Below are 26,996 nucleotides of genomic sequence, written 5' to 3' on the forward strand. Positions count from 1 at the left end.
GGCCACCTTGTGGCCGCGCTCGGTGATCTGCTTGACCGCTTCGGTCTTGAATTCTTCGGGGTATCTCTGCTTGCTCATGGCACCTCCTATTGGGCCTCAGGTTCGAGGCTCAGAGGTGTCTAGAAAATCCGGGTCGATTCACTGATCTGCGACCACAACTTCATGGAGCGGTGGGGGATGGGCTTGGCACTGCCGGGCGGGCGCCCGCGCGCGCACCTTGTGAAGGCCGGGTACCTGCACAAAGCCCCAACCTTGCTCGCGTTGGGCGAATCGCTCGGGATCGACGGCGCGGCGCTCGAATCCACGGCGGCGCGCTTCAATGACCAGGCCGAGCAGGGCCGCGACGACGACTTTGGCAAAGGCAGCACCGAATACAACCGCTACCTCGGCGACGGTGAGCACGGGCCCAATCCGTGCCTGGGCCCCCTGCGGCAGGGGCCGTTCTATGCGGTGAAGGTCGTCGCCGGTGACATCGGCACCGCCGTCGGTATTGCCTGCAACGAACAGGCGCAGGCGCTCGACGCAGGGGGACGGGCCATTCCAGGTCTCTACATGGCCGGCAACGACATGCATTCGGTCATGGGCGGTGAGTACCCTGCGCCGGGTATCACGCTCGGCCCGGCATTGACTTTCGGCTGGATCGCAGGCCGGCAGCTGGCGCAGGCCTCTACCACTCCCATCAACAGGTGAACCTATGAAGATATTCTTCTCTCCCTTTTCTCCCTACGTCCGTAAGTGCTTGGTCGCTGCGCATGAGTTGGGGCTCGGCGATCGCGTGCAGTTGCTCCCTTCGAATGCCAACCCTGTTGTACAAGACCAGGAAATCATCGCGAAGAATCCGCTCGGCAAGGTGCCGACCTTCATCACCGATGAGGGTGCAGTTCTGTACGACAGCCGCGTGATCTGCGAGTATCTGGACACTCTGGCGGGCGGCAATCTGTTCCCGCGCAGTGGCAATGCGCGCTGGGAGACGTTGACGCTGCAGGCACTGGGCGACGGCGTCCTAGACGGCGCGCTGTTGGCGCGCTATGAGGATGTGGCCCGTGCTGAGGAACTGCGCTGGCCGGCATGGCGCGCCTCGCAGCTCGATAAGGCAGAGACGTCACTGGCGCACCTTGGCGCGAATCCGGCGCTAATTGCGCCTGGACGCGTGGACATCGGTACGCTCACAGTCGCCTGCGCGCTGTGGTACCTTGATTTGAGGTTTCCCGACATCGCCTGGCGCGACCGCCAGCCGATGTCGCGGCCTGGTCTGGTATGCGGATTTCGCGAAGCGGCCTTCGCTCCAGATGACCTGGTCTCTTTGATCAGGCGGCGCTGAGTCCATTGGCGTCCGCCGTTTGCAGGATCCGTGGTTTGGCATCCCGATCAGAAGTGAGGTTCTCCGAACATCGAGGCGGTGGTGTCCATCCATCGCTCCGGAAACTGCACCATCGTGTGGCCCAGCCAAACTCCAGCAAGCCCGATTCATCACATGGTCAATTCTGACGCAGTTTTCGCAACAGCAAATAAGGCCGTCATGGTGACCTGACGGCCGATTTTTCATTGGTCCGACGAACGCCAGATAGCGCCCGCCACCAACTGGACGCGCGCCGGCGAAAGCAGACGACCGGCAGACGCCCAAAGAAAAAGGCTCCCGAAGGAGCCTCTCGACTGTTGCCAGGCAGTGCTTAGTAGCCGCCGCGGCCACCGCCGCCGTAACCACCGCCGCCGCCACTGCGGCCACCGCCGCCGTAGCCACCACCACCGCCGCCGCCGTAGCCACCACCGCCGCTGCGGCCACCGCCGTAGCCGCCGCCAGCAGGACGGGGCTCCATCGGACGGGCTTCATTGACGGTCAGGCTGCGGCCGCCGAGCGATTGGCCGTTGAGGCCTTCGATGGCAGCGAGCGCTTCTGCGTCGGTGCCCATCTCGACAAAGCCGAAGCCCTTGGAGCGGTCGGTGTCGCGTTCCATCATGACCTTGGCGCTGGCGACCGAGCCGTATTGGCTGAAAGCCTGTTGAAGATCGCCGTCACGCACGGAGTAGGCGAGGTTGCCTACGTAAAGTTTCTTGCCCATTGGGGACTCCTGTTCAAACCAGAAAAAACGAAGCGGGGAGTCCCAGAGTCACAACAAACAAAGAATGCGCTGTGGCGCGAAACCAGCCGATCGCCGGATTACGACCCTGCCCCGAAAGGCTGGTCGCCCCGGCATTATCGTCGATTGGCAAGCCGTCTGGGGCAAAGCCCCGTATTTATTATTCCGGGGCCTTTCGATCGCGCAGGCTTCGCCCTTTCGGCAGCGACTCCGCTAGGGGACTTGCACCTGCCGCAGCAGCTCCGTCGTGGGATAGCCGTCGGCCGGCAGTCCGGCGCCGCGCTGGTAGCTGCGGATGGCCGATCGGGTCGCCGGGCCCATCACGCCATCGGGTGTTCCGGCGTTGAGCCCCTTGCCGTTGAGTGCCTCCTGCAAGGCGCGCATGTCGCTGCGCGACAGCGGCTGCAACTCGCGCGGCCAGGGCGCCTGCACGCCGGCGCCGCCCGCGAGCCGCTGAGCCAGCAGCCCGACGCCCAGCGCATAGCTGGTCGAGTTGTTGTAGCGCAGGATGCTGCGGAAGTTCGGCCCCACCAGGAAGGCCGGCCCGCGGGCGCCGGCGGGCAGGAGCACGCTGGCCTCGGGAAGGTCGGGCAGCGGCGCGCCGTCCATCGTACGCAAGCCCTCGGCGGCCCATTGCGAAGCGGGCTGGCGCAGGGCGTCGTCGGCGCGGGCGAAGTCGAAGCCCGCAGGCAGCCTGACCTCGACACCCCACGGCTGGCCGGGCCGCCAGCCCGCACGCGCCAGGAAGTTGGCGGTCGAGGCCGTCACGTCGGCCATGCTGTTCCAGATGTCGCGCCGACCATCGCCGTCGCCATCGACCGCGTAGCTCAGGAAGCTGGTGGGCAGGAACTGCGTCTGGCCCATGGCGCCGGCCCAGGAGCCGATCATGCGTTCGCGCGCGATGTCCCGGTTCTGCAGGATGCGCAACGCCGCCAGCAATTGTTCGCGCGCCCAGGCATCGCGCCGGCCCTCGAAACCGAGCGTGGAAAGGGCGTCGATCGTCGGCGTGCTGCCGTAGTTGGCGCCGTAGTTGCTCTCCATGCCCCAGATGGCGGTGATGATCTCGGGCGGCACGCCATAGCGGGCGGCCGCGGCGTCGAGCTCCGCGCGCACTTCCATGCGCTTGTCCTGGCCACGGGCGACGCGCGTGGGCGAGACGGCGGTGTCGAGGTAATCCCATACGGCCCGGGTGAACTCGGGCTGCGCGCGATCGCGCTCGATCACGTCCGGCAGGAACTGCACGCCGTCGAAGGCGGCGTGCAGCGTTGCCTCGTCGATGCCGCCGCTGCGCGCCTGGGCGCGGAACTGGTCGATCCACCGAGCGAACTCGCGGTCGTGCGCCTCGCCGGCCGCTGCTGCCGGGCTCGATGGCGCCGACGGTGCCGGCGCCGGCGCCGAAGCGGCGGCTGGTCCGCCGGACGCGGACGAAGGCGTGGGCGCGGTGGCGGCGCAGCCGGCCAGCATGAAGATCGACGTGCTCGTTGCGGCGAGCAGCAGCCTTTGCGGCGCCGAGCGCCGCGGTTGCAGGGAGGAAGTGATGACCATGGGCGGATTCTCGCCCGCATCGGCGTGGGCGGCCATCGGCCACCCGGGCGCACGCCTGTCGGCCGACGTCCCGCCGGCCTCCGCCGTGCGGCTGCGGCGCGCCACGGGGTTTGTACGAGTGTTCAAGAATCTTGTACGACCGTTCAATCCAGCCTCATGACGCGTCCTGCGAAGCCCCGAGAGCAGAAGGCGACGCCGACCCCGCGGCCGGCGCGGGGCGCCGCGCCGGACGATTCGGCCCGGCCGGACCGCAAGGCCGCCATCCTGCTGGCGGCGGAGAAGCTGTTCGCGCAGCGCGGCTACCACGCGGTGTCGATCCGCCAGATTGCCGACGAGGCCGGCGTGCCGCTGGCGCTGGTGGGCTATCACTACGGCCCCAAGCAAGAGCTGTTTCACGCCATCTTCGAGCATTGGCGCGCCACCATCGACGAGCGCCTGGCACTGCTGGCGCAGGCGCGCCAGGGGCCGCACGGCCAGGCGCAGCTCGAGCGCGTGATCAGTGCCTTCGTCGAGCCGGTCATGCGCATGCGCGCCAGCGCCGAGGGCGAGTACTACGCGCTGCTGGTGGCGCGCGAACTGAGCTTCCGCTCGCCCGAGGCCTCGCGCGTGCTGGAGGACTACTTCGACCCGATGGCGCATGCGTTCATCGATGCACTGCAAGAGGCCTGCCCGGGCAGCACGCGACCAATGGCCGCCTGGGCCTACCAGTTCACGCTCGGTGCGCTGCTGCACCACATGAGCGACGGGCGCGTGCAGCGGCTCTCGCGTGGCAGCAACGCGCCGCTCGACCCCGCCGCGATGACGCACCTGGTGCGCTTTGCCAGCGCCGGCGTGGCCGCCTTGCTGCGCGGACCGTCGCCGCCCTCCTGAGGGCGTCGCCACCACGATTTCCAATCCAAGAGAAGAAGGAGACGACCGATGACCCCACCGCGATTCCTGACCGCCGCCCGTGCTGCCGCATGCGCTGCCTGCGCCTTGCTTGCCGTCTCTGGGGCGCAGGCGCAGCAGACCTTCAAGCTCACCGCGGCGGCTGGCCACCCGCCGGTGTTCCTGTGGGTCAAGACGCTGGACGAGGTGTTCATTCCCGAGGTGGACAAGCGGCTGGCGGCAGCGGGCGGCAAGTACCGCATCGAATGGACCAAGGCCTGGGGCGGCACGCTGGTCAAGCTGGGCAGCGAATCGAAGGGCATCGCCGACGGCGTGGCAGACCTCGGCGTGGTGAGCACCATCTTCGAGGCGCCCAAGTTTCCGCTGCAGAACATCTCTTACTACACGCCTTTCGGCACCGACGACATCGCGCTGGTCAGCCGCACCGTCGCCGATCTCCAGAAGCGCATCCCGGCCATGGCCGACGCCTGGACGAAGAACGGCCTGGTCTACCTCGGCGGCATGGCGCTCGACAGCTACCACCTGTGGGCCAAGTTCCCGGTGACGAAGCTGGAGGACATGAACGGCAAGAAGATCAGCGCGCCCGGGCCTTCGGCCAACTGGGTCAAGGGCACCGGCGCTGTGGCGGTGGCCGGCTCGCTTAACACCTATTACGAAGACATCAAGTCGGGCGTGTCCGACGGCACGCTGGTGTTCACCACCGGCGCCTGGGGCGCCAAGGTGCACGAGGTGGCGCCGTACATCAACAAGCTGAACTTCGGAGCCATGTTCGCCGGCGGCATCGCGATCAACAAGAAGCGCTTCGACAAGCTGCCGCCGGAGGTGCAGAAGGCCATCCGCGAAGCCGGCGACGCCTGGACCGAGGCCTACGCGAAGCAGCAGAGCGCGTTGGTCGATGCACGCCTGAAGGAGATGGTCGCCGCCGGCGCGAAGATCGTCGAGGTGAGCGAGGCAGAGCGCAAGCGCTGGGCCGACGCGCTGTCGCCGGTCGCCAAGACCTGGGCCGCCGACGCGCAGAGCAAGGGCCTGCCGGCCGACCAGGTGCTGCAGGCCTACATGGAAGCGCTGCAGAAGGCCGGCACCCGGGTGCCGCGCGACTGGAGCCGGTGATGACGCCAGCGGCGGCGCCCGGGCGCGCCGACAGCTACCGCCAACCGATGCCTTTCGGCCTGCAGCGCCTGACCGGCGCGATGAATGCGCTCGGCACCGTCTGGATCCTGGCGCTGATGGTGCTCATCAACCTCGACGTGGCCGGCCGCAACCTGCTGGCCGCGCCGGTGCGCGGAACCACGGAGCTCGTCTCGCTGTCGATCGTCGGCATCGTCTTCCTGCAACTGGCCGACACGCTGCACTGCGGGCGCTTCACACGCGCCGACGTGCTGCTCGACCGACTTCAGCGGGCGCGGCCGGCGCTCGCCGACGCGCTGCATGCGCTGTTCCACCTGGTCGGGCTGGCGCTGATGGTGGTCATCCTGCTGGCCAGCTGGGAGCCGCTGGTCGAATCGGTGCGCATCCGCGAATACGTCGGTGCGGTCGGCGACTTCCAGGCGCCCGTGTGGCCGGTGCGGCTGGTCACGCTGGTCGGTCTGGCGGTGACGGCGCTGACCTTCGCGCTGCTGGCGTGGATGGACCTGCGGCGCCTGCGCGCGCGGCGCGGCGGCCAGTCGGCGCAGGACGCACAGGGCGGGCGTGACCGCGCGCAAGCGCGCGCCGGACAGGCCGGGGAGGGCGCGCGGTGAGCAACGTCGTCATCGCCTTCGGCTCGCTGGCGGCCATGCTTGTGCTGATCTATGCCGGCATGCACGTGGCGATCACGCTGGGCCTGCTGAGCTTCGTCGGGGTCTGGCTGATCCGCGGCGACGTGGAGGTCGCCGCCAACCTGCTGGCGCAGGCGGCGAGCGACGCCATCGCCAGCCACATCTTCGGCGTCGTGCCGCTGTTCGTGCTCACCGGCTTCCTGGTGGCGCATGCCGACGTCGGAAAGGACGCGTTCGAGGTGGCGAACCAGGCCTTCCGCCGCATCCGCGGCGGGCTGGGCATCGCCACGGTGGCGGCCAACGCGGTGTTCGCGGCGATCACCGGCATCTCGATCGCCTCGGCGGCAGTGTTCACGCGCGTGGCGGTGCCGCAGATGCTGCGCTTCGGCTACCAGCCGAAGTTCGCCGTCGGCGTGGTGGCGGGGTCTTCGGTGCTGGGCATGCTCATTCCGCCGAGCCTGCTGATGATCCTGTACGGCTTCCTGGCCGACCAGTCCGTGGGCGACCTGTTCACCGCGGGCATCGTGCCCGGGCTGCTGCTGGCGCTGGCCTTCGCCGTCACCATCGTGCTGATGGCGCACCTGCGTCCCGGCATGGTGTACCTGGCGCGGCAGGACGACGGCGTGCCCGATGAGCCGCCGATGCCGCTCGGCCGGATGCTGGCCAAGATGGTGCCCATCGTGCTGCTGATCGGCTCGGTGCTGGGCGGCATCTACGCCGGGCTGTTCACCGCCACCGAGGCCGGCGCGGTCGGCGCGCTCATGGCGCTGCTGATCGCGGTCGTGCGCCGCAAGCTCACGCTGGCCGGGTTCTGGAGCGTGCTCACCGAGACCGGCCACGTCACCGTGTCGGTCAGCTTCCTGATCATCTGCGCCAACATCTACACGCGCATGCTGGCCATGAGCGGCACGCCGCAGGCCATGCTGGAACTGATGGCGGCCGCCGGGCTGGGCGTGGTGGGCTTCCTGCTCATCTACGTGGTGGTGATCCTGCTGCTCGGCACCATCATCGACTCGTCGTCGATCCTGCTGATCATGCTGCCGCTGATGCTGCCGATCGCCGAGCAGTTCGGCCTCAACCTGATCTGGTTCGGCGTGGTGACGGTGGTCGCGGTAGAGGTGGGGCTGCTCACGCCGCCGTTCGGCCTGAGCGTCTACGTCATCAAGAGCACGCTGGGCGAGACGCTCGACATCCGGTTGGGCGACATCTTCCGCGGCACGGCGCCGTTCACGCTGTGCATGCTCGCCGTGCTGGGACTACTGATGGTCTTTCCGCAAATCGCGCTGGTGCTGCTCAAGGGGACGCCATGACCGCTCAAGCCAGTCCGCTCGACGGTTTCGCCGTCGACCCCGCCGCGATCCGCTACGTCGGCGACGACCTGCAACGTCCGGAGTGCATCCTGGCCGAGCGCGACGGCAGCCTGTGGGCGGCGGACGCGCGCGGCGGCGTGACCCACATCGCGCCCGACGGGCGCCAGCGCTTCATTGGCCAGCGCCCGGATGCGCGCTTCCAGGCCGCGGCCACCGCGACCACGCAGGACTTCGAGGCCAAGTACACGCAGGGCACGCTGCCCAACGGCCTGGCCTTCGCGGCCAACGGCGACATCCTCATCTCCAATTTCGGCACCGACCTGCTGGAGGTGATGAGCCGTGACGGCCGCACCCGCACGCTGCACGACAGCATCGACGGCCAGCCGATCGGCAAGGTCAACTTCGTGCTGCGCGATTCGAAGGACCGCATCTGGCTCACGGTTTCCACGCGCGTGAACCCGTGGACGACGGCAGCCGCGCGCCGCGTGCGCGACGGCTACATCGCGGTGGTGGACGAACATGGCATCCGGGTGGTGGCCGAGGGCTTTCATTTCACCAACGAGATCCGGCTGGACGCGAACGAGCAGTGGCTCTACATCGTCGAGACCACCGGGCCGCACCTCACGCGCATGCGGCTGGACGAAACGCACGCCGGCGGCGTGCGCCTGGCCGACCGGGAGCTGTTCGGCCCGTCCGACCTGGGCGGCTATCCGGACGGCATCGCATTCGACGCATTCGGCAACCTGTGGTGCACGCTCGTCATGGTCGATCAGCTCGTTGCGCTCACGCCGCAGGGCGATCGCCGCCTGCTGCTCGACGATGGCGACCCGGCCGCCAGCGACAACCTGCGCCGCAGGATGGCCGACGGCACCGTGTCGCCGCAGGACATGCAGCGCGCGCGCGGGCGCATCGCGCCGTGGATGGCCAGCGTCACCTTCGGCGGGCCCGACCTGCGCACGGTGTACCTGGGCAGTCTGCTGGGCACGCGCATCCCGTACTTCGAGTCCCCCGTGGCCGGCCTGCCGATGGTCCATTGGTAGGCGCGCCCGCAACCCCACGAAAAAGGAGTCCCCATGCCCCGCAAGTTCGTCGACCTGTCGATCTTCCTGGAGAACGACGTCATCAGCGACCCGCCGGCCTTCGCGCCGAAGATCCAGTACTTCACCCACGAGAACACCACCGAGCAGATCGCCAGCTTCTTCCCGGGCCTGCGCAAGGAGGACCTTCCCGACGGCGAGGGCTGGGCCGTGGAGCTGGTGCAGCTGTCGACCCACAACGGCACCCACCTCGATGCGCCCTACCACTTCCACTCGACCATGGACAAGGCGCTCGGCCAGAAGAAGCCGGCCATCGCCATCCACGACGTGCCGCTCGAGTGGTGCTTCCAGCCCGCGGTGAAGCTGGACTTCCGGCACTTCGCCGATGGCTACGTCGTGACCGCGGCGGACGTCGAGGCCGAGCTGGAACGCATCGGCCACGAGCTCAAGCCGCTGGAGATCGTCGTCGTCAATACGGCGGCCGGCAAGCGCTACGGCGGCAGCGACTACGTCTCGGCCGGCTGCGGCATGGGCTACGAGGCGACCATGTACCTGCTCGAGCGCGGCGTGCGCCTGACCGGCACCGACGCCTGGAGCTGGGACGCGCCCTTCGTCCACACGGCGGTCAAGTACGGCGAATCGCACGACGCGAGCCTGATCTGGGAAGGCCACAAGGCCGGGCGCGACATCGGCTACTGCCACATCGAGAAGCTGCACAACCTGGAGGTGCTGCCGCCGGACGGCTTCTTCATCAGCTGCTTCCCGCACAAGATCCGCGGCGCTTCTGCCGGATGGACGCGCGCGGTGGCGATCTTCGACGAGGCGCTCAGCGCCGAAGGCTGAAGCGCAGGACACCCGCATGGCAACCCAGATGGCAACCGACCACACGCATGACCCCGGCGCACGCAGCTGGCTCGCTTCGGCCAATGCGCCGGGCACGGACTTTCCCATCCAGAACCTGCCGTTCGGCGTGTTCCGGCCCGCGGCCGGCGCGGCCGCGCGCGGCGGCGTGGCCATCGGCGACGCCATCGTCGACCTGGCCGCGCTGTCGGCCGCCGGCGTGCTCGGCGGCGTTGCCGCCCAGGGCGCGGCGGCCTGCGCACAGCCCGTCCTGAACGACTTCATGGCGATGGGACCGCCGGCCTGGCGCGGGCTGCGCCATGCCTTGTTCGCGCTGCTGCGGGCGGATGCCGGCGGCGCCGGCGCCGACGCGCTGCGCGCCAGCCTGGTGCCGCAGGCCGACGCCGAACTGCTGCTGCCCACGCGCATCGGCGACTACACCGACTTCTATACGTCGATCCACCATGCACGCAACGTCGGCCGCGTGATCCGGCCGGACAACCCGCTCACGCCCAACTTCCAGTGGCTGCCGATCGCCTATCACGGCCGCGCTTCCAGCGTCGTGGTCAGTGGGGGCGGCTTTCATCGGCCGATGGGGCAGGCCAGGCCGCCCGGCTCGCCGGCGCCCCTCTACGGGCCCTGCGCGCGGCTCGACTACGAGCTGGAGATGGGCTTCTACGTCGGCCCCGGCAACGCGCAGGGCCGCCGCATCCCGCTGGCCGATGCCGAGCAGCACATCTTCGGCATGTGCCTGCTCAACGACTGGTCGGCGCGCGACCACCAGTTCTGGGAGATGGACCCGCTCGGTCCATTCCTCGGCAAGAACTTCTGCACCACCGTGTCGCCCTGGGTCGTGACGATGGACGCATTGGCGCCTTTTCGCGTGCCGTTCGAGCGGCCGGCCGACGAGCCGCAACCGCTGCCGTACCTGGACGAGCCGGGCAACCGGGCGCGCGGCGGCGTCGACGTCCGGCTCGAGGTGCGCCTGGAAACCGCCGAGCACCGCCAGCGCGGCCTGCCCCCGGACCGCCTGTCCGCGACGAGCCTGCGCCACCAGTACTGGACACCGGCGCAGATGCTCGCGCAGCACACGGTCGGCGGCTGCAACCTGCAAAGCGGCGACCTGCTGGGCACCGGCACCATCTCCGGCCCGACCGAGGAAGAGGCGGGCGCCATCGTCGAGCTCAGCCGCGGCGGCACGCGGCAGGTGGCGCTGCCGGCCACCGGCGAGACGCGCACGTTCCTGCAGGACCACGATACGGTGATCCTGCGTGGATGGTGCGAGAAGGCCGGCGCGGCGCGCATCGGCTTCGGCGAGAGCCGGGGCACCGTGTGGCCTGCGGCCGACGCGTGAGCGCCTGACGGCGAAGCGCCTGCACGCGCGTTTGCGCGGCCGTCCTACGCCCAGGCGGCGGGCCGGCGTCCGATGCTGGAGCCTGCAGGACCAGGCCCATGACCGCAAGAGCGCGACCCGCCAACGGCATTCACATCGGCATTTCCGGCTGGCGCTATCCGCCATGGCGCGGCCGCTTCTACCCGAGCGGCATGCCGCAGCGCGAGGAGCTTGCCTTTGCCTCGCGCATGCTGCCGACCATCGAACTCAACGGCTCGTTCTATTCGCTGCAGCGACCCACCGCGTACGAGCAGTGGCGCGACCAGACGCCCGACGACTTCGTCTTCGCGGTGAAGGGGTCGCGCTACATCACCCACATGCTGCGGCTCGACGACGTGCGCGTGCCGCTGGCCAACTTCTTCGCCTCCGGCGTGCTCGCGCTGGGCGCGAAGCTCGGGCCGGTGCTGTGGCAACTGCCGCCGCAGCTGCGCTATGAGCCCGACCGCATCGAGCGCTTCCTCAAGCTCCTGCCGCGCACCGGCCGCGCCGCGGCCGCGCTGGCGCGCCGGCATGACGAACGCGTGGACGGCCGCAGGTGGCTCAAGGCGCCGGCTTCGTTGGCCATACGCCACGCCATGGAAGTGCGCCACGACAGCTTCGTCGATCCGGCCTTCATCGCGCAGCTGCGCCGGCACGGCGTGGCGCTCGTGGTGGCGGACACCGCCGGGCGCTGGCCGCTGATCGAGGACATCACCGCCGACTTCGTCTACGTGCGCCTGCATGGCGACAAGAAGCTCTATGCCAGCGGCTACGGCGAAGCCGCGCTGGACCGTTGGGCCGCGCGCATCCGCGCCTGGCGGCTCGGGCGCCAGGTCAGGGATGCGCACCTGGCGTCACCCGATGCAAAAGTCGGCCGGGGCCGGCGCCAAGTGTTCTGCTATTTCGACAACGACATGAAGGTCTACGCGCCGTTCGACGCGGCAAGCCTGGCCGACCGGCTGGGCGTGCGCACCGGCATGGGCTGATCGCGCCGCCAGCGGGCTAAACTGCCAGCCCCACATGGAAGCCGCATCGGTTCACGCCTCACCTTCGCACGACCAGTCGCTCGCGCCCGGCTTCATGGTGGTGCACGGCAATCACCCCGAAGCCCTGCGCGACCTGCTGCTGGCCTGGCTGGGCCGGCATCCGCTGGGCCCGCTGGAGGACGAATGGGTGCTGGTGCAGAGCAACGGCGTGGCGCAATGGCTGCGCCTGTCGCTGGCGCGCACCGCGCGCGAGGGCGGGGCCGGCATCGCGGCCGCCATGCGCACCGAACTGCCGGCCGCCTTCATCTGGCGCGCCTACCGCGCCGTGCTCGGCGAATCCGCGGTGCCGGCCGCATCGCCCTTCGACAAGTCGCTGCTCGCCTGGCGCCTGATGCGCCTGCTGCCGGCCCTCCTGCACGAGCCGGCGTTCGCGCCGCTCGCGCGCTTCCTGGCGGGCGACGAAGACCTTCGCAAGCGCTACCAGTTGGCCGAGCGGCTGGCCGATCTGTTCGACCAATACCAGGTCTATCGCGCCGACTGGCTGGCCGACTGGGCGGCCGGACGCGACCGGATCGCCACCAGCCGGCATGGCGAGCAGCCCGTGCCCGACGAACTGCGCTGGCAGCCGCGCCTGTGGCGCGCGCTGCAGGAAGACGTCGGCGCCGCTGCCGCGGAAGGCGGGCGCGCGGCGGTGCATCGGCGCTTCCTGGCTGCCGCGCAGGCGGCGCGCGGCCAGGCGCGTCCGGCGGGGCTGCCGCGCCGTCTGGTGGTGTTCGGCATCTCGTCGCTGCCGCAGCAGGCGCTCGAAGTGCTGGCCGCGCTGGCGCAGTGGGTGCAGGTGCTCATGTGCGTGCACAACCCGTGCGAGCATGACTGGTCGGACATCGTGGCCGACAAGGACCTGCTGCGCGCCGAACACCGGCGTCAGCGCCCGCGCCCGGTGCGCGCCACCGGCGCGGCGCAACCCGGGGATGCGCAGGCGGCGCTGCACTTGAACGCGCAGCCGCTGCTGGCCGCCTGGGGCAAGCAGGGCCGCGACTTCATCCGGCTGCTCGACCACCACGACGAACTGGCCAGCTATGCGCAGCGCTTTGCCGACATCGGCCAGCGCGTCGACCATTTCGAGGCCAATGCGGGCGACACGCTGCTGCGCCAGCTGCAGGACGACATCCGCGACCTGCGCCCGCTGGATGAGACGCGCGGGCGCTGGCCCGCCGTCGACGCGGCGGCGGAGCATTCGCTGCGCTTCCACGTCACGCACGGCCCGCAGCGCGAGGTCGAAGTGCTGCACGACGAGCTGCTCGCCGCCTTCGCGCACGACCCGGGGCTGCAGCCGCGCGACGTGATCGTCATGGTGCCCGACATCGCCGCCTACGCGCCGCACGTGCAGGCGGTGTTCGGCTTGCCGGCGCCGGGCGATCCGCGCCGCATCCCGTTCTCGATCGCCGACCAGGGGCTGCGCCATCACGATCCGCTGCTCGGCGCGCTCGAGCGCCTGCTGAGCCTGCCGCAGTCGCGCATCGCGGTGAGCGACGTGCTCGACTGGCTCGAGGTTCCTTCGCTGCGCGAGCGCTTCGGCATCGACGAATCGCAGCTGCCGCTGCTGCACCGCTGGGTGCGCGCGGCCAACGTGCGCTGGGGCCTTCACGCGCCACAGCGCCAGGCGCTCGAACTGCCGCTGGCCGGCGACGTCAACAGCTGGGATTTCGGCCTCAAGCGCATGCTGCTCGGCTATGCGGCGGGCGACGGTCCGGCATGGTGCGGCATCGAGCCGCTGGACGAGATCGGCGGGCTGGAGTCCGCGCTGCTCGGCCCGCTGGTGCGCTTGGTCGAGACGCTGGAGCGCCACTGGCGCTTGCTCGGCACGGCCGCCACGCCGGTGCAGTGGGGCGAACGTTTGCGCGTGCTGCTGGCGGATTTCTTCGATGCCGACGCCGAGGAAGCGGACGGCCTGACCCTGCGGCGCCTGGAGCAGGGCCTGCTCGACTGGGAAGACGCCTGCGCAGCGGCCGATTTCACCGAGGCGCTGCCGCTGTCGGTGGTCCGCGAACACTGGCTGGCACAGGTCGATGCACCGGCGCTGAGCCAGCCCTTCCTGGCCGGCGGCGTCACCTTCGCCACGTTGCTGCCGATGCGCGCCATTCCGTTCCGGGTGGTGGCGCTGCTGGGCATGAACGACGGCGACTATCCGCGCAGCCGGCCGGGCGCCGACTTCGACCTCATGGCCCAGGATTTCCGGCCGGGCGACCGCTCCAGGCGCGAGGACGACCGCTACCTGTTCCTCGAGGCGCTTTTGTCCGCGCGCGAGCGGCTGCACCTGAGCTGGGTCGGGCGCAGCATCCACGATCCGTCCGAGCGCGCTCCCTCGGTGCTGGTGGCGCAACTGCGCGACCACATCGCCGCCGGCTGGCGATTGCGCCGCGACGAAGCGCTTGCGCAGGAAGATGCGGGCCGTCGCCTGCTGGCCGCGCTCACGCGCGAGCATCGCCTTCAGCCTTTCGACAACGCCTATTTCGACACCGCCGGCCGCGCGGCCGGCCTGTTCAGCTATGCGCGCGAATGGCGTCTGGGACGGCCGCATGCGCCCGTCGATGCGCCCGTCGATGTTCCTGTCGATGCGCCGGCTGGCGAGGCCGTGCCGGAGCTGCCGCCATCGGCGTCCGAAGCAGGTCCGCTGACCCTCAAGCGGCTGGGCGACTTCATGCGCAATCCGGTGCGCGAGTTTTTCCGCCAGCGCCTTGGCGTGTATTTCGAATCCGACGAGACGCTGGAGGAGGACGAGGAACCGTTCAGGCTCGATGCGCTGGTCAACTGGAAGCTGCAGGACGAGTTGATCGCCGCGCAGCGCGGCGCCATCGAGGAGGGCGTGCCGGCCGACGGCCTGGCCGAGGTCAGGGCCGCGGCGCTGGCGCGCATGGCGCGCCGGGGCGACCTGCCGCAAGGCGAGTTCGGCGTGCTCGAGCAGGAGGCCCTGGCCCGGCCGATGGACGAGATGTTCGAGCGCTACGCGAGCGCACTGCAGGACTGGCCGGTGCCGCTGCCGCACGAGGCGCTGGAGCTGCCGTCGCCCTGGCCGGCCGATCCGTCCGCGCGCCTGGCCGACTGGCTGGACCACCTGCGCGCCAACCATCGTGGCGACCATTGCCGCCTGCTGCTGCTCAGCAGCGGCCTGATCAAGGACAAGACCTACCGCCTCGACAAGATCGCCCCGCAGTGGGTGACCCATCTCGCGGCGCACTGCGCCGGCGTGCCGCTCACGACGCACCTGATCAGCAAGGCTGGCGTCGTGACGCTGCCGCAGCTGCCGGCCGGGCAGGCCCAAGCCGCGTGGCAGGCACTGGTCGAGGCCTGGCGGCAGGGCATGCGCCGGCCGCTGCCGCTGGCCTTGCAGTGCGGGCGCGAATGGCTGGCCCGCGGCGGGCAGGGCGGCTCGCCCGAGGCAGCATGGGAAGGGGCGCGCAAGGCGTACGAGGGCGACGCCTTCAGCGGCGGCACGCCGGAACGCGACCAGAGCCAGGAACTCGCACGTGCCTATCCCGACTTCCAGGCGCTGTGGGCGGCCGGGGAATTCGCTCATTGGTGCGAACAATTGCTGGCGCCGCTGTGGCGCGCGCTGCATCCGCAAGAGGGCGACGCATGACCGCGGACGCAGGCATGCCGCGCCCCATGGCGCCGCTGCGCTTGCCGCTGCGCGGCAGCCAGCTGGTGGAAGCCAGCGCCGGCACCGGAAAGACCTTCACCATCGCCGCGCTGTACCTGCGGCTGGTCCTCGGCCATGGCGGCGAGCAAGCCGGCTTCGGCCGCGCGCTGACGCCGCCCGAGATCCTGGTCGTCACGTTCACCGAGGCGGCGACGCAGGAGTTGCGCGATCGCATCCGCGCCCGCCTGGCGCAGGCGGCCCAGGCCTTCCTGGCCGACCCGGACGCGCTGCCCGAAGCCACGCCCGGGCAGGACCTGCTGCATGACCTGCGCGCCGAATACGCCCCCGCGCAATGGCCCGAATGCGCCCGCGTGCTGCGGCTGGCCGCCGAATGGATGGACGGGGCCGCCGTCTCGACCATCCACGGCTGGTGCTACCGCATGCTGCACGAGCATGCGTTCGACAGCGGCATGCCCTTCGTCCAGACGCTGGAGGCCGACCAGCGCGATCTGCTGGCCGAGGCCGCGCGCGACTACTGGCGCAATTTCTTCCTGCCGCTCGCCCACGATGACGCGCGGCGCGTGAAGGGCTGGTGGGCCACACCCGATGCATTGCTGGCGCAGGTGGCCCGGCTGGTGGGGCAGCGCGACGCCTTGCAGCCCGGCGCAGCGCCGGCGGCGGCGCTGTCGCAAAGCCGCGAGGCGCTGCAGGCCCTCAAGGCGCCGTGGGCGCAGGAGACCGGCGGCGCCGCACGTCTGCTCGACTTCCTGGAGCGCGCGGTCGCGGCCAAGTGGTGCCAGCTCAAGGACCGCAAGTCCTGGATGCGCAAGCTGCGTGACTGGGCCGAGGGCGACAGCAACGACGACCCGTTGACCACCACGGCCTGGAATCGTCTGAGCCTGGACGAACTGGCCGCGCAATGGAAGGGCGATCCGGCGCACCTGCGGGCGCAGCCCGAGCTTGCGGCGCTGGCCGTGCTGCGCGAATGCCTGCAGGCGCAACCCGATCCGCGCGCCGCCGTGCTGGCGCATGCCACCCACTGGATCGCGCAGCGCCTCGATCAGGCCCAGGCGCAGCGCGCGCAGATGGGCTTCGATGAACTGCTGACGCGGCTGGACGCCGCACTGCAAGGGCCCAACGGCCTGCGCCTGGCGGCGCTGATCCGACGCCAGTTCCCGGCCGCGCTGATCGACGAGTTCCAGGACACCGACCCGCTGCAGTACCGCATCTTCGACGCCGTCTACCGCGTGGCCGCCAACGCGCCGGACAGCGCCGTGGTCCTGATCGGCGACCCGAAGCAGGCCATCTACGCATTTCGCGGCGCCGACATCCACACCTACCTGCGCGCGCGGCGCGACACCGCAGGGCGGCACCACACGCTGGGCATGAATTACCGCTCCAGCCATGCGATGGTGGACGCCGTGAACCGGGTCTTCGAAGGGGCCGAAGCGCGTCCCGGCGCCGGGGCATTCGGCTTTCGCAATGAAGCGGCGGGCGACAACCCGGTGCCTTTCGTGGCGGTGGCCGCGCAGGGCCGCAAGGAGACGTGGCAACTCGACGGCCGGCCGGCGCCCGCGCTCACCTTCTGGACGCCCGACGCCGGCGACGACGAAACTGCGCCGGCAAAGAGGGGCGAGGCCGTCGATGCGTTGGCGGCCGCCTGCGCCGGCGAGATCGTCCGGCTGCTGGCGGGCGGCGCCGCGGGCCGCGCCGGCTTCGCGTCGGCCGGTGGCGTGCTGCGGCCGGTCGGCGCCGGCGACGTTGCCGTGCTGGTCAACACCGGGCGCGAGGCCGAGCGCGTGCGCGGCGAACTGCGCCGGCGTGGCGTGCGCAGCGTCTACCTGTCCGACATGGACTCGGTGTTCGCCACGCCGATCGCCGCCGAGCTGCAGCGATGGCTGCGCGCCTGCGCCGAGCCGGACGACGACCGGCCGCTGCGCGCCGCCCTGGCCAGCCCGAGCCTGGGGCTGGACTGGGCCGCGCTGGATGCGCTCAACCAGGACGAGCAGCAATGGGAAGAGCGCGTACTGCAGTTCCGCGAGTACCAGCAGCTGTGGCGGCGCCAGGGCGTGCTGCCGATGCTGCGGCGCCTGCTGCACGACTTCGAGGTGCCGCAGCGGCTGCTGGCCGCACAGGACGAGCGCCGCCTGACCGACCTGCTGCACCTGGCCGAATTGCTGCAGCAGGCCAGCAGCCAGCTCGACGGCGAGCATGCGCTGATCCGCTGGCTGGCAGAGCAGCGGCAGGTGCAGGGCATGCCCGCGGACAGCCGCAAGCTGCGCCTGGAAAGCGACGCCGCGCTGGTGAAGGTGGTGACCGTGCACAAGTCCAAGGGGCTGGAGTTTCCGCTGGTGTTCCTGCCTTTCGGCATCAGCGCGCGGGCGGCGTCGGCCAAGGACCTGCCGCTGCGCTGGCATGACGGCGACGGCCGCCTGTGCATGGCGCTCGAGCCCGATGCCGAGGGCCTGCAGCGCGCCGACGACGAGCGCCTGGGCGAGGACCTGCGCAAGCTCTACGTGGCGCTCACGCGTGCGCGCCACGCCACCTGGGTCGGCCTGATGCCGGCCGAGAAGGCGCGCAGCGCGCTGGGCGAGGTGCTCGGCGCGGACGGCGCGACGGCACTTGCCGCGGACGATGTCGTCGCCGTGCGCGAAGCGCCGCCGCCGGACGACGCGCGATGGGATGACCCGGCACCGGCGCCCGAGCCGGCACCCGAGCCGCCGCTGCCGGCAGCGGCGCGCGAGCGGTGGTGGATCGCCAGCTATTCGGCATTGCGCCACCTCGACGACGCGCAGGCGCAGCCGTTGGCCGACGGCCCGCCGGTGGACGCGCCGGCAGCGCCGTGGCTCGACGAACTTCCCGCCGGACCGGCGAGCGCGGCCGACGACATCTTCGTCGACAGCCGCGATCGGGCTGCCGAGGCGCAGTTTCCGCGCGACGCCGGCCCCGTTGCGGGGCGCCTGCATGAATTCCCGGCCGGTTCGGCGCCTGGCAGCTTCCTGCACGGCCTGCTCGAATGGGCGGGCCGCCGCGGCTTCGGCCGGGTGGCGGCCGAGCCGGCGCTGCAGACCGAGCTGGCCCTGTGGATCGAGCGGCGCTGCGCGCAGGCCGGGTGGCCGCAATGGACGCAGCCGCTGCGTGCGTGGCTGATGGAGTGGCTGGCAACGCCGCTGCGCCTGCCGCCGGCACCGGGCCATCGCGCGCGCACGGCCGTTGCGCCGGCGGCGCTGCACGCCACGCAGGTCGAGATGGAGTTCCTGATCGCGGCGCAGCGCATCGACACCCGCGTGCTGGACGAACTGGTGCGCCGCCACACGCTGGGCGGCGCCAGCCGGCCGGCGCTGCTGCCGCGGCAGGTCAACGGCATGCTCAAGGGTTTCATCGATCTGGTGTTCGAGCACGACGGACGCTACTGGGTGGCCGACTACAAGTCCAACTGGCTGGGCCCGGGCGATGCCGACTACGGGCCGGCCGCCCTGCAGCAGGCCGTGCTGGCGCATCGCTACGAGTTGCAGTACGTGCTGTACGTGTTTGCGCTGCATCGCCTGCTGCGTGCGCGGCTGGCGGATTACGACTACGAGCGCCACGTCGGCGGCGCGGTCTACCTCTTCCTGCGCGGCCACGCGGCGCCCGGCCAGGGCCTGCATGCCGAGCGCCTCCCGCGCGTGCTCATCGACGCGCTCGACCGGCTGTTCGACGGTCTGCCGCCGGCGGCGCCGCCCGCCGCGCAGGGACAACTGGAGCTCGGACTGTGAACGCGAGCCAGTTTCTCGGCCCGTTGCACGAGCGGCACGCGAGCCTGTTCGAGGCGCTGGATCGCTGGATCGAAGCCGGCTGGCTGCGCGAGCTGGACCGCAGCTTTGCCGCCTTCCTTGCACGGATGGCGCCGCAAGCCGATCCGCTGGTGATCCTGGCCGCCGCCTGGGCCAGCCACCAGCTGGGCCGTGGCCACTCCTGCCTGGACCTGCGCGCTGCCTGCCAGGACGCCGGCCTGGCGCTTTCCCTGCCGCCCGAAGGCGCCGCCGGCGCGGGCGAGGCCCTGCCGCGCGCACCGGCCGCCCTGCTGGAGGCGGTGCGGCTGGAAGACTGGCAGGCGGCACTGGATGCAGCACCGCTGCTGGTCGGCCAGGGCGAGGGCACCACGCCCCTGGTACGCGACGGGCACCGGCTCTACCTGCGGCGCTACTGGCAATACGAGCAGCAGGTGCGCGCCCAGGTGGCGCGCCGCGTGCGTACGCCCACGCCGGCTGCCGCGGCGTCGGCGCAGCCCCTGCTGGCCGAGGCGCTGGACGCGCTGTTCGACCCGGCCGCGGCGGCCGGCGGCATCGACTGGCAGAAGGCGGCCTGTGCGCTGGCCGCGCGGCAGTCGTTCTCGATCATCACCGGCGGCCCCGGCACCGGCAAGACCACGACCGTGGTGCGCCTGCTGGCGGTGCTGCAGCACATGGCGCTGACCCAGGGCGGGCGCCGCCTGCGCATCGGCCTGGCCGCGCCGACCGGCAAGGCCGCGGCACGGCTGTCCGAATCCATTGCCGGCGCCGTGCGGGGGCTGGAGCTGAGCCAGCTGGCAGGCGACGGCGAAGCCCTGCGCGCCGCCGTTCCCAACGCCGTGAGCACCGTGCACCGGCTGCTCGGCAGCCGCCCGGACACGCGGCGCTTCCGCCACGACGCGCTCAATCCGTTGCCGCTGGATCTGCTGGTGGTCGACGAGGCCTCGATGCTCGACCTCGAGATGATGGCCTGCGTGCTGGCGGCGCTGCCGGACGAAGCGCCGCTCATCCTGCTGGGCGACAAGGACCAGCTGGCCTCGGTCGAGGCGGGCGCGGTGCTGGGCGACCTGTGCCGGCGTGCCGATGGCGGCCACTACACGCCCGAGACCGTGCGCTGGCTCAAGGCGGTCACCGGCCAGGATGTGCAATCGCACTTTGCCGACGACGCCGGCCGGCCGCTGGACCAGGCCGTGGCCAAGCTGCGCGTGAGCTGGCGCTTCGGCGCCGACAGCGGCATCGGGCAACTGGCAGAGGCAGTCAACAGCGGGCAGGCCGCTGCAGTGCGGCAGGTGCTGGCGCGCGGCTATGGCGACCTCTGCAGCCTGGACGTCGGCAGCGACGACAAGGCGCTGGCACGCCTGGTCATCGACGGCGCATGCGACGGGTTCCCGAATACGGTGCAGGCAGGCGCCAAGGCGCCGGCCCAGGACCGGCCGCCACCGCGCGGCCACGGCCACTACCTGTCGCTGATGCGCAGCACGCGGCCGGCCCCGGATGCGGATGCACAGGCATTCGACACCTGGGGCGCCGCACTGCTCAAGGCGTTGGGCGGCTTCCAGCTGCTGTGCGCGCTGCGGCGCGGCCCGCAAGGTGTGGAGGCACTCAACCTGCGCATTGCGCGCCTGCTGCGCGCGCAGGGTCTGCTCGATGCGGAGCTGGGCGGCTGGTATGCCGGCCGGCCGGTCATGGTCACGCGCAACGACTACGCGCTGGACCTGCGCAACGGCGACGTCGGGCTGGCGCTGACGGTGCCGGCGCGACGGGCCGGCGACGCCAATGCCCCGGCCGCCGCGCCGCTGTGGCGCCTGCGGGTGGCGTTTCCGGCGCCCGAGCTGCCCGGCGGCGTGCGCTGGGTGTTGCCGAGCCGCCTGCGCGACGTCGAGACGGTCTTCGCAATGACCGTGCACAAGTCGCAAGGCTCGGAGTTCAGCCACGCGGCCCTGCTGCTGCCCGAGCAGCCCAGCCCGGTGGTGACGCGCGAGCTGCTCTACACCGGCATCACGCGCGCCCGGCACTGGTTCACGCTGGCCGCGTCATCGGCGGCGATCCAGTCGGCCACGGAGCGTGCCGTGCAGCGCGTGGGCGGACTGGCCGCGGGCGACGGCGCCTGATACCGCCTTCGCTGTCACCAGGCGTAGCGCCCCGGCGCCCGCCAGCGAGGGCGTTGCGACAGGGCGTCGCGGCGAGCGGCGCAAGCGGTGATCTACCATCGCCGGCATGGCGACGACGGCATCGAACTACCAGAACCGCGACAGTGAGCGCTACGGCCGCCCGGAGACGGGCTGGCGGCTGCGCCTGTACATCATCATCTTCGAGGCCGACACGCGGCTGGGCAAGCTGTTCGACGTGCTGCTGCTCCTGGCCATCGTGGCGAGCGTGGCCGTGGTGATCGCCGACAGCATTCCCTCCGTGCATTCCCGGTGGCAGTCGACCTTCCAGGTGCTCGAGTGGCTGTTCACCGCCGCCTTCACGCTCGAATACATCGCCCGCCTGGCCTGCGTGCGCCGGCCGGCGCGGTATGCGCGCAGCTTCTACGGCGTCGTCGACCTGCTGGCCGTCCTGCCGACCTACCTGGCGATACTGGCGCCGGGCCTGTCGGCGTTGATCGACGTGCGCGTGCTGCGGCTGCTGCGGGTGTTCCGGATCTTCAAGCTGGCGGAGTACGTGGACGAGTTCTCGGTACTGACGCAGGCGCTGCATGCGTCGCGGCGCAAGATCCTGGTCTTCCTGATCTTCGTCATGCTGGTGGTCATGGTGATGGGCACGCTGATGTACGTCGTCGAGGGGCCCGAGCATGGCTACACCAGCATTCCGACCGGCATCTATTGGGCCATCACCACCATGACGACCGTCGGCTTCGGCGACATCACGCCGCACACGACGCTGGGCCGCGTCATTGCCTCGACGATGATGCTCATCGGCTGGGGGACGCTGGCGGTGCCGACCGGCATCGTCGGTGCGGAGTTCACCTTGCGCCGCGTATCGACGCCGCGGCCGACCACGCGCACCTGCCACGAGTGCCTGAGCGAAGGTCATTCGCCGCGCGCCCGCTACTGCAGCGACTGCGGCGCCAGCCTGCCGCCCTACCACCACGAGGCTGCCGACGCGGCGCAATGGAAGGCATGAGGCGACGACGATGAACAGGAGAACGACGATGACCGCTGGCCTGTGGGCGGGCCTGCTCGCGCTGCTGGGAGCATGCGACCCGCAGCGCATCCGCGAACTGGAGGAAGGGGTGTCGACCGAGGCCGACGTGCGTGCACGGTTCGGCGAGCCCGAGCGCGTGTGGGACGTGCCCGGTGGGCGCATGCTCGAATACAACCGCCAGCCGCAAGGCCAGAAGAACTACATGATCACCATCGGCCCGGACGGCAAGATGAGTGCATTGCGGCAGGTCCTCACCCCGCAGAATTTCGCGCAGGTGCAGCCCGGCATGTCCGCCGAGGAACTGCGGCGGCTGCTGGGCAAGCCTGCCAAGCGCACGCCCTATCGCATGCGCGGCGAGGTGGAATGGGACTGGCGCTGGCTGCAGCCGCCCAATTCGGCAATGGTGTTCACGGCCGTGCTCGACCTCGACGAAGAACGGGTGATCCGCAGCGGGTCCACGCCCGACCGCAGCGTCGAAGCGCCCTGACCGGCAGGGCGGCTACCGGCCGGCATCAAGGCGCCGTCGCGGGTGCCTTTCGTCGGCGGATCTCGTGATTGAGCGCGCCCTGGCCGGCGGCCAGTGCGACCTCGTAGCTGTCGGCCGGGTCGAAGGCCATGCCGATCACGCGGGCGTTGCCGCCGCTGTCGTCGGTCTCCAGCAAGCGCCAGACGTAGGAGCCCGGCATCGGCTCCTCGACGATGAGTTCGATGGGATGGGTCATGCCGACTACCTTGGACCATCGGGGCGCCTCCGTCTGTAGGACTTCTTCGCACCGTCCCGGCCGCTCGCGGGTTGGGGATTCCACCGTGCACGGCCGGCGCAGGCGGCGCATACTGCGCGCAGACCGCGCGTGCACGTGTCCCCGGCGAGCAACGGGCGGCAGCGAACAGGAGACCAGCCTTGCTGCGTACCGATACCGCGAATCCGGCCTATTTCCACAAGGTCGTCGATTGCCAGTGGGCCTGTCCGGCGCACACCCCCGTCCCAGAGTACATCCGACTGATCGCCCAGCGCCGCTACGGCGATGCGTACATGGTCAACTGGATGAGCAACGTGTTTCCGGGCATCCTCGGCCGCACCTGCGACCGGCCCTGCGAGCCGGCCTGCCGGCGCGGGCGGGTCGAGGAAAGCAACCTGCAGCACCCGGAGCCGGTGGCCATCTGCCGGCTCAAGCGGGTGGCGGCCGACATGAAGGAGGACGTGCACGCACGCATGCCGACGCCCGCGGCGCGCAACGGCCGGCGCATCGCGTGCGTGGGTGCCGGGCCGGCCTCGCTCACGGTGGCGCGCGACCTAGCGCCTTTGGGCTACGAGGTCACGGTGTTCGACGGCGAGGCGCGCGCGGGCGGCTTCATCCGAACGCAGATCCCGCGCTTTCGCCTGCCCGAGACGGTGATCGACGAGGAGGTCGGCTACGTGCTCGACCTTGGCGTGGCGTTCCGCGGCGGCGAGCCGGTGCGGTCGCTCAAGGCACTGATGGACGAGGACTGGGACGCCATCTTCGTCGGTTGCGGCGCCCCACGCGGGCGCGACCTGCAGCTGCCCGGCCGGCAGGAGGCGGCGGCGCACATCCATATCGGCATCGACTGGCTGGCTTCGGTCTCCTTCGGCCACGTCACGGAAATCGGCAAGCGCGTCATCGTGCTGGGCGGCGGCAATACGGCGATGGACTGCTGCCGCTCGGCGCGGCGACTGGGCGGCGAAGACGTCAATGTGATCGTGCGCAGCGGCTTCGACGAGATGAAGGCCTCGCCCTGGGAGAAGGAAGACGCCGAGCGCGAGAACATCCCGATCATCAACTTCCATGTGCCCAAGTCCTTCGTGCACGAGGGCGGCCGGCTGACCGGCATGACCTTCGAGGTCGTGCGTGCCGAGTACGACGCGCGCGGCCGCCGCACGCTGGTGCCCACCGGCGAGCCGGATGCCTTCTTCGCGTGCGACGACGTGCTGGTGGCGGTGGGGCAGGAAAACGCCTTCCCCTGGATCGAGCGCGACTGCGGCGTCGAGTTCGACGAGTGGGGCCTGCCGGTGCTGGACAAGGCAACCTTCCAGTCGAGCGTGCCGCACGTGTTCTTCGGCGGCGACGCGGCCTTCGGGCCCCGCAACATCATCACGGCCGTGGCGCACGGCCACGAGGCGGCCATCTCGATCGACAAGCTGCTGCACGACGAGCCGGTCGCCGAGCGGCCGCCGCCGATGACCAACCTGGTGTCGCAGAAGATGGGCATCCACGAGTGGAGCTACGACAACGACACCTCCGCCGACATGCGCTACCAGGTGCCGTGGGCGCAGGCGGAACGCGCGCTGGCCAGCATCAAGGTGGAGGTGGAACTGGGCTTCGATGCCGCCACGGCGTTCCAGGAGGCGGGACGCTGCCTGAACTGCGACGTGCAGACGGTCTTCCATGAACCGGCCTGCATCGAATGCGACGCCTGCGTCGACATCTGTCCCATGGACTGCATCAGCTTCACCGTCAATGGCGACGAGGCGGACCTGCGTCAGCGGCTCAAGGCGCCGGCCCTGAACCTGGCGCAGAGCCTGTACGTCTCGGGCGGACTCAAGACCGGGCGGGTGATGGTCAAGGACGAGGACGTGTGCCTGCATTGCGGCCTGTGCGCCGAGCGCTGTCCGACAGGTGCCTGGGACATGCAGAAGTTCCTGCTCAAGACCACCCAGGCCGGGCCCGCCTGCCGCTCGCGCACGGTCGCGGAGGTCGCGGCATGACGGTCGAGCGCCTCGAGGCAGTCAACGATTTCGTCATCAAGTTCGCCAACGTCAACGGTTCCGGCTCGGCCTCGGCCAATGAACTGTTCGCCAAGGCGATCCTGCGCATGGGCGTGCCGGTCAGCCCGCGCAACATCTTTCCCAGCAACATCCAGGGCCTGCCCACCTGGTACGAGGTGCGGGTGAGCGAGGCGGGGCACCTGGGCCGGCGCGGCGGCACCGACATGATGGTGGCGATGAACCCGCAGACCTGGGACGCCGACGTGGCCGAGATCGCCCCGGGCGGCTACCTGTTCTACGACAGCACCCGGCCGCTGCCGCCGTCGCGGTTCCGCGACGACGTGCACGTCATCGGCATGCCCCTGACCGAGATCTGCAACGCGGTCTACCAGGACCCGCGCCAGCGGCAGCTGTTCAAGAACATCGTCTACGTGGGCGCGCTGGCCGTGCTGCTGGGCATCGAGCCGGCGGTGGTCGAGAAGCTCTTCTCCGAGCAGTACAAGGGCAAGGAGAAGCTGCTCGACTCGAACGTGCGCGCGCTGCATCTGGGCTGCGATTTCGCGCGCGAGCACCTCGGCCAGGCCGTGGGCCTGCAGGTGCGCCGCGCCGACGCGGTCGGCCAGCGCATCTTCGTGGACGGCAACAGCGCGGCCGCGCTGGGCTGCGTCTACGGCGGCGCCACGGTGGCGGCCTGGTACCCGATCACGCCCTCGTCGTCGGTGGCGGAGGCGTTCCAGCGCTATTGCGGCAAGTTCCGGGTGGACGAGGCGACCGGCCAGCACCGCTTCGCGATCGTGCAGGCAGAGGACGAACTGGCGTCCATCGGCATGGTGGTCGGCGCGGGTTGGAACGGCGCGCGCGCCTTCACCGCCACCTCGGGGCCGGGCATCTCGCTGATGTCGGAGTTCATCGGCCTGGCGTACTTTGCCGAGATCCCGGTGACCATCATCGACGTGCAGCGCGGCGGGCCGTCCACCGGCATGCCCACCCGGACGCAGCAGTCCGACATCCTGGCCTGCGCCTACGCCTCGCACGGCGATACGCGGCACGTGCTGCTGCTGCCGCAGGATCCCCACGAATGCTTCGAGCACGCCGCGGCCGCGCTGGACCTGGCCGACCGCCTGCAGACGCCGGTGTTCGTGATGACCGACCTGGACATCGGCATGAACCAGCGCCTGTGCGAGCCCTTCCGGTGGGACCCGGCGCACGCGTACGACCGGGGCAAGGTCATGAGCGCGCAGGAGCTCGAGGCCGGCCGCGACTTCGGACGCTACAAGGACGTGGACGGCGACGGCATCCCGTGGCGCACGCTGCCCGGCACGCACCCGACGCGCGGCAGCTACTTCACGCGCGGCACGACGCGCGACGCCTATGCCCGCTATTCCGAGCGCGGGCCCGACTACGTCTACAACATGGAGCGGCTGCTGCGCAAGTTCGCGACCGCGGCCACGCTGGTGCCGCAGCCGGTGCTGCAGGCGGCAGCCCGGCCCACGCCGCTCGGGGTGATCTACTTCGGCTCCACCACGCCGGCCATGCTCGAGGCCCTCGAGACGCTGGAGGCCGGCGGCGTGCACCTGGACGCGATGCGCCTGCGCGCCTTTCCCTTCCCCGACAGCGTGCCGCAGTTCCTGGCCGCGCACGAGCGGGTGTTCGTGGTCGAGCAGAACCGCGACGCGCAGATGCGCAGCCTGCTGGTCAACGAACTGGGCATGGACCCGGCGCGGCTGGTGCCCGTGCTGCACTACGACGGCACGCCGATCACGGCGCGCTTCATCGTCGACGCGATCACTCGCCAGGCCGGTGGCCAGGCCCGGGCGCCGCAGGGCCAGAGCGCTGGCACCGCGGCGCCGCCGCTGCAGCCGCAGCCCGACCACGCGCCCGCCAAGTAAGCCCAGCCGATC

The 26,996-nt window shown here is 70.6% G+C and carries 20 protein-coding genes; 17 read left to right on the forward strand and 3 right to left on the reverse strand.

Translation table 11 applies throughout. The features are described from left to right. The first annotated feature begins 144 nt into the window (after positions 1 to 144). Both VES41_RS19390 and VES41_RS19395 read left to right on the forward strand, forming a co-directional pair. Positions 145 to 690, forward strand: a complete 546-nt coding sequence (locus VES41_RS19390) for an FAD-binding protein (protein ID WP_324820467.1) — start codon at positions 145 to 147, stop codon at positions 688 to 690. 4 nt (positions 691 to 694) lie between these two features. Further along, positions 695 to 1,321: a glutathione S-transferase gene (locus VES41_RS19395; protein ID WP_324820418.1), complete on the forward strand. Its 627-nt coding sequence runs from the start codon at positions 695 to 697 to the stop codon at positions 1,319 to 1,321. A 349-nt stretch (positions 1,322 to 1,670) separates the two neighbouring features. Here VES41_RS19395 and VES41_RS19400 read toward each other — a convergent pair whose 3' ends face one another. Next, on the reverse strand, positions 1,671 to 2,060 hold the full coding sequence (locus VES41_RS19400) for an RNA-binding protein (RefSeq protein ID WP_324820420.1): 390 nt from the start codon (positions 2,058 to 2,060) through the stop codon (positions 1,671 to 1,673). A 231-nt stretch (positions 2,061 to 2,291) separates the two neighbouring features. Further along, positions 2,292 to 3,623, reverse strand: a complete 1,332-nt coding sequence (locus VES41_RS19405) for a lytic murein transglycosylase (RefSeq protein WP_324820469.1) — start codon at positions 3,621 to 3,623, stop codon at positions 2,292 to 2,294. 156 nt (positions 3,624 to 3,779) lie between these two features. Here VES41_RS19405 and VES41_RS19410 point away from each other — a divergent pair, with 156 nt between their 5' ends. From VES41_RS19410 to VES41_RS19470, 13 genes are all read left to right on the forward strand, one after another. Then, a complete protein-coding gene (locus tag VES41_RS19410; protein ID WP_324820422.1) occupies positions 3,780 to 4,493 on the forward strand; it encodes a TetR/AcrR family transcriptional regulator in 714 nt (237 codons plus the stop codon). 48 nt (positions 4,494 to 4,541) lie between these two features. Further along, the gene (locus VES41_RS19415) at positions 4,542 to 5,621 is read left to right on the forward strand and encodes a C4-dicarboxylate TRAP transporter substrate-binding protein (RefSeq protein WP_324820424.1); all 1,080 of its coding nucleotides are present in this window, start codon (positions 4,542 to 4,544) and stop codon (positions 5,619 to 5,621) included. Next, on the forward strand, positions 5,621 to 6,250 hold the full coding sequence (locus VES41_RS19420; protein ID WP_324820426.1) for a TRAP transporter small permease: 630 nt from the start codon (positions 5,621 to 5,623) through the stop codon (positions 6,248 to 6,250). The genes VES41_RS19415 and VES41_RS19420 overlap by 1 nt, the downstream gene beginning before the upstream one ends. Continuing rightward, positions 6,247 to 7,578, forward strand: a complete 1,332-nt coding sequence (locus tag VES41_RS19425) for a TRAP transporter large permease subunit (protein WP_324820428.1) — start codon at positions 6,247 to 6,249, stop codon at positions 7,576 to 7,578. Before VES41_RS19420 ends, VES41_RS19425 begins: the two co-directional genes overlap by 4 nt. After that, complete coding sequence (locus VES41_RS19430) at positions 7,575 to 8,618, forward strand: SMP-30/gluconolactonase/LRE family protein (protein ID WP_324820430.1); 1,044 nt, start codon at positions 7,575 to 7,577, stop codon at positions 8,616 to 8,618. The genes VES41_RS19425 and VES41_RS19430 overlap by 4 nt, the downstream gene beginning before the upstream one ends. A 33-nt stretch (positions 8,619 to 8,651) precedes the next feature. Beyond that, a complete protein-coding gene (locus tag VES41_RS19435) occupies positions 8,652 to 9,458 on the forward strand; it encodes a cyclase family protein (RefSeq protein ID WP_324820432.1) in 807 nt (268 codons plus the stop codon). Between the two features lie 28 nt (positions 9,459 to 9,486). Further along, the gene (fahA, locus tag VES41_RS19440) at positions 9,487 to 10,809 is read left to right on the forward strand and encodes a fumarylacetoacetase (RefSeq protein ID WP_324820471.1); all 1,323 of its coding nucleotides are present in this window, start codon (positions 9,487 to 9,489) and stop codon (positions 10,807 to 10,809) included. A gap of 98 nt (positions 10,810 to 10,907) precedes the next feature. Next, complete coding sequence (locus VES41_RS19445) at positions 10,908 to 11,813, forward strand: DUF72 domain-containing protein (protein WP_324820434.1); 906 nt, start codon at positions 10,908 to 10,910, stop codon at positions 11,811 to 11,813. A 34-nt stretch (positions 11,814 to 11,847) separates the two neighbouring features. Then, positions 11,848 to 15,453, forward strand: a complete 3,606-nt coding sequence (recC, locus tag VES41_RS19450) for an exodeoxyribonuclease V subunit gamma (RefSeq protein ID WP_324820436.1) — start codon at positions 11,848 to 11,850, stop codon at positions 15,451 to 15,453. After that, the gene (gene recB / locus VES41_RS19455; protein ID WP_324820438.1) at positions 15,450 to 19,208 is read left to right on the forward strand and encodes an exodeoxyribonuclease V subunit beta; all 3,759 of its coding nucleotides are present in this window, start codon (positions 15,450 to 15,452) and stop codon (positions 19,206 to 19,208) included. Before recC ends, recB begins: the two co-directional genes overlap by 4 nt. Continuing rightward, on the forward strand, positions 19,205 to 21,334 hold the full coding sequence (recD, locus tag VES41_RS19460) for an exodeoxyribonuclease V subunit alpha (protein WP_324820440.1): 2,130 nt from the start codon (positions 19,205 to 19,207) through the stop codon (positions 21,332 to 21,334). Before recB ends, recD begins: the two co-directional genes overlap by 4 nt. 106 nt (positions 21,335 to 21,440) lie before the next feature. Then, positions 21,441 to 22,349 carry an ion transporter gene (locus VES41_RS19465; RefSeq protein WP_324820442.1) on the forward strand — a complete coding sequence of 303 codons (909 nt, stop codon included), beginning with the start codon at positions 21,441 to 21,443 and terminating at the stop codon, positions 22,347 to 22,349. Between the two features lie 28 nt (positions 22,350 to 22,377). Next, complete coding sequence (locus tag VES41_RS19470; protein ID WP_324820444.1) at positions 22,378 to 22,857, forward strand: outer membrane protein assembly factor BamE; 480 nt, start codon at positions 22,378 to 22,380, stop codon at positions 22,855 to 22,857. 25 nt (positions 22,858 to 22,882) lie between these two features. Here the strand turns inward: VES41_RS19470 and VES41_RS19475 are convergent, their stop codons facing one another. Continuing rightward, on the reverse strand, positions 22,883 to 23,092 hold the full coding sequence (locus tag VES41_RS19475; protein WP_324820446.1) for a hypothetical protein: 210 nt from the start codon (positions 23,090 to 23,092) through the stop codon (positions 22,883 to 22,885). Between the two features lie 179 nt (positions 23,093 to 23,271). On the opposite strand from VES41_RS19475, the gene VES41_RS19480 reads away from it, so the two are divergent. Further along, positions 23,272 to 25,095, forward strand: a complete 1,824-nt coding sequence (locus VES41_RS19480; RefSeq protein WP_324820448.1) for an FAD-dependent oxidoreductase — start codon at positions 23,272 to 23,274, stop codon at positions 25,093 to 25,095. Beyond that, the gene (locus tag VES41_RS19485) at positions 25,092 to 26,984 is read left to right on the forward strand and encodes a 2-oxoacid:acceptor oxidoreductase subunit alpha (protein WP_324820450.1); all 1,893 of its coding nucleotides are present in this window, start codon (positions 25,092 to 25,094) and stop codon (positions 26,982 to 26,984) included. Before VES41_RS19480 ends, VES41_RS19485 begins: the two co-directional genes overlap by 4 nt. The last annotated feature ends 12 nt before the right edge of the window (positions 26,985 to 26,996 follow it).

It is taken from the genome of Variovorax sp. (genome assembly GCF_035634955.1).
Lineage (GTDB): Bacteria > Pseudomonadota > Gammaproteobacteria > Burkholderiales > Burkholderiaceae_C > Variovorax.

Excerpts from the sequence above, each read along its gene's own strand:
- VES41_RS19475 (WP_324820446.1), bottom strand. The coding sequence starts at position 23,092 with ATGACCCATCCCATCGAACTCATCGTCGAGGAGCCGATGCCGGGCTCC.
- VES41_RS19445 (WP_324820434.1), top strand. The coding sequence starts at position 10,908 with ATGACCGCAAGAGCGCGACCCGCCAACGGCATTCACATCGGCATTTCC.
- VES41_RS19470 (WP_324820444.1), top strand. The coding sequence starts at position 22,378 with ATGACCGCTGGCCTGTGGGCGGGCCTGCTCGCGCTGCTGGGAGCATGC.
- recB (WP_324820438.1), top strand. The coding sequence starts at position 15,450 with ATGACCGCGGACGCAGGCATGCCGCGCCCCATGGCGCCGCTGCGCTTG.
- VES41_RS19465 (WP_324820442.1), top strand. The coding sequence starts at position 21,441 with ATGGCGACGACGGCATCGAACTACCAGAACCGCGACAGTGAGCGCTAC.
- VES41_RS19400 (WP_324820420.1), bottom strand. The coding sequence starts at position 2,060 with ATGGGCAAGAAACTTTACGTAGGCAACCTCGCCTACTCCGTGCGTGAC.
- VES41_RS19435 (WP_324820432.1), top strand. The coding sequence starts at position 8,652 with ATGCCCCGCAAGTTCGTCGACCTGTCGATCTTCCTGGAGAACGACGTC.
- recC (WP_324820436.1), top strand. The coding sequence starts at position 11,848 with ATGGAAGCCGCATCGGTTCACGCCTCACCTTCGCACGACCAGTCGCTC.
- VES41_RS19485 (WP_324820450.1), top strand. The coding sequence starts at position 25,092 with ATGACGGTCGAGCGCCTCGAGGCAGTCAACGATTTCGTCATCAAGTTC.
- VES41_RS19395 (WP_324820418.1), top strand. The coding sequence starts at position 695 with ATGAAGATATTCTTCTCTCCCTTTTCTCCCTACGTCCGTAAGTGCTTG.
- VES41_RS19420 (WP_324820426.1), top strand. The coding sequence starts at position 5,621 with ATGACGCCAGCGGCGGCGCCCGGGCGCGCCGACAGCTACCGCCAACCG.
- VES41_RS19430 (WP_324820430.1), top strand. The coding sequence starts at position 7,575 with ATGACCGCTCAAGCCAGTCCGCTCGACGGTTTCGCCGTCGACCCCGCC.
- VES41_RS19410 (WP_324820422.1), top strand. The coding sequence starts at position 3,780 with ATGACGCGTCCTGCGAAGCCCCGAGAGCAGAAGGCGACGCCGACCCCG.
- VES41_RS19415 (WP_324820424.1), top strand. The coding sequence starts at position 4,542 with ATGACCCCACCGCGATTCCTGACCGCCGCCCGTGCTGCCGCATGCGCT.
- VES41_RS19405 (WP_324820469.1), bottom strand. The coding sequence starts at position 3,623 with ATGGTCATCACTTCCTCCCTGCAACCGCGGCGCTCGGCGCCGCAAAGG.
- fahA (WP_324820471.1), top strand. The coding sequence starts at position 9,487 with ATGGCAACCGACCACACGCATGACCCCGGCGCACGCAGCTGGCTCGCT.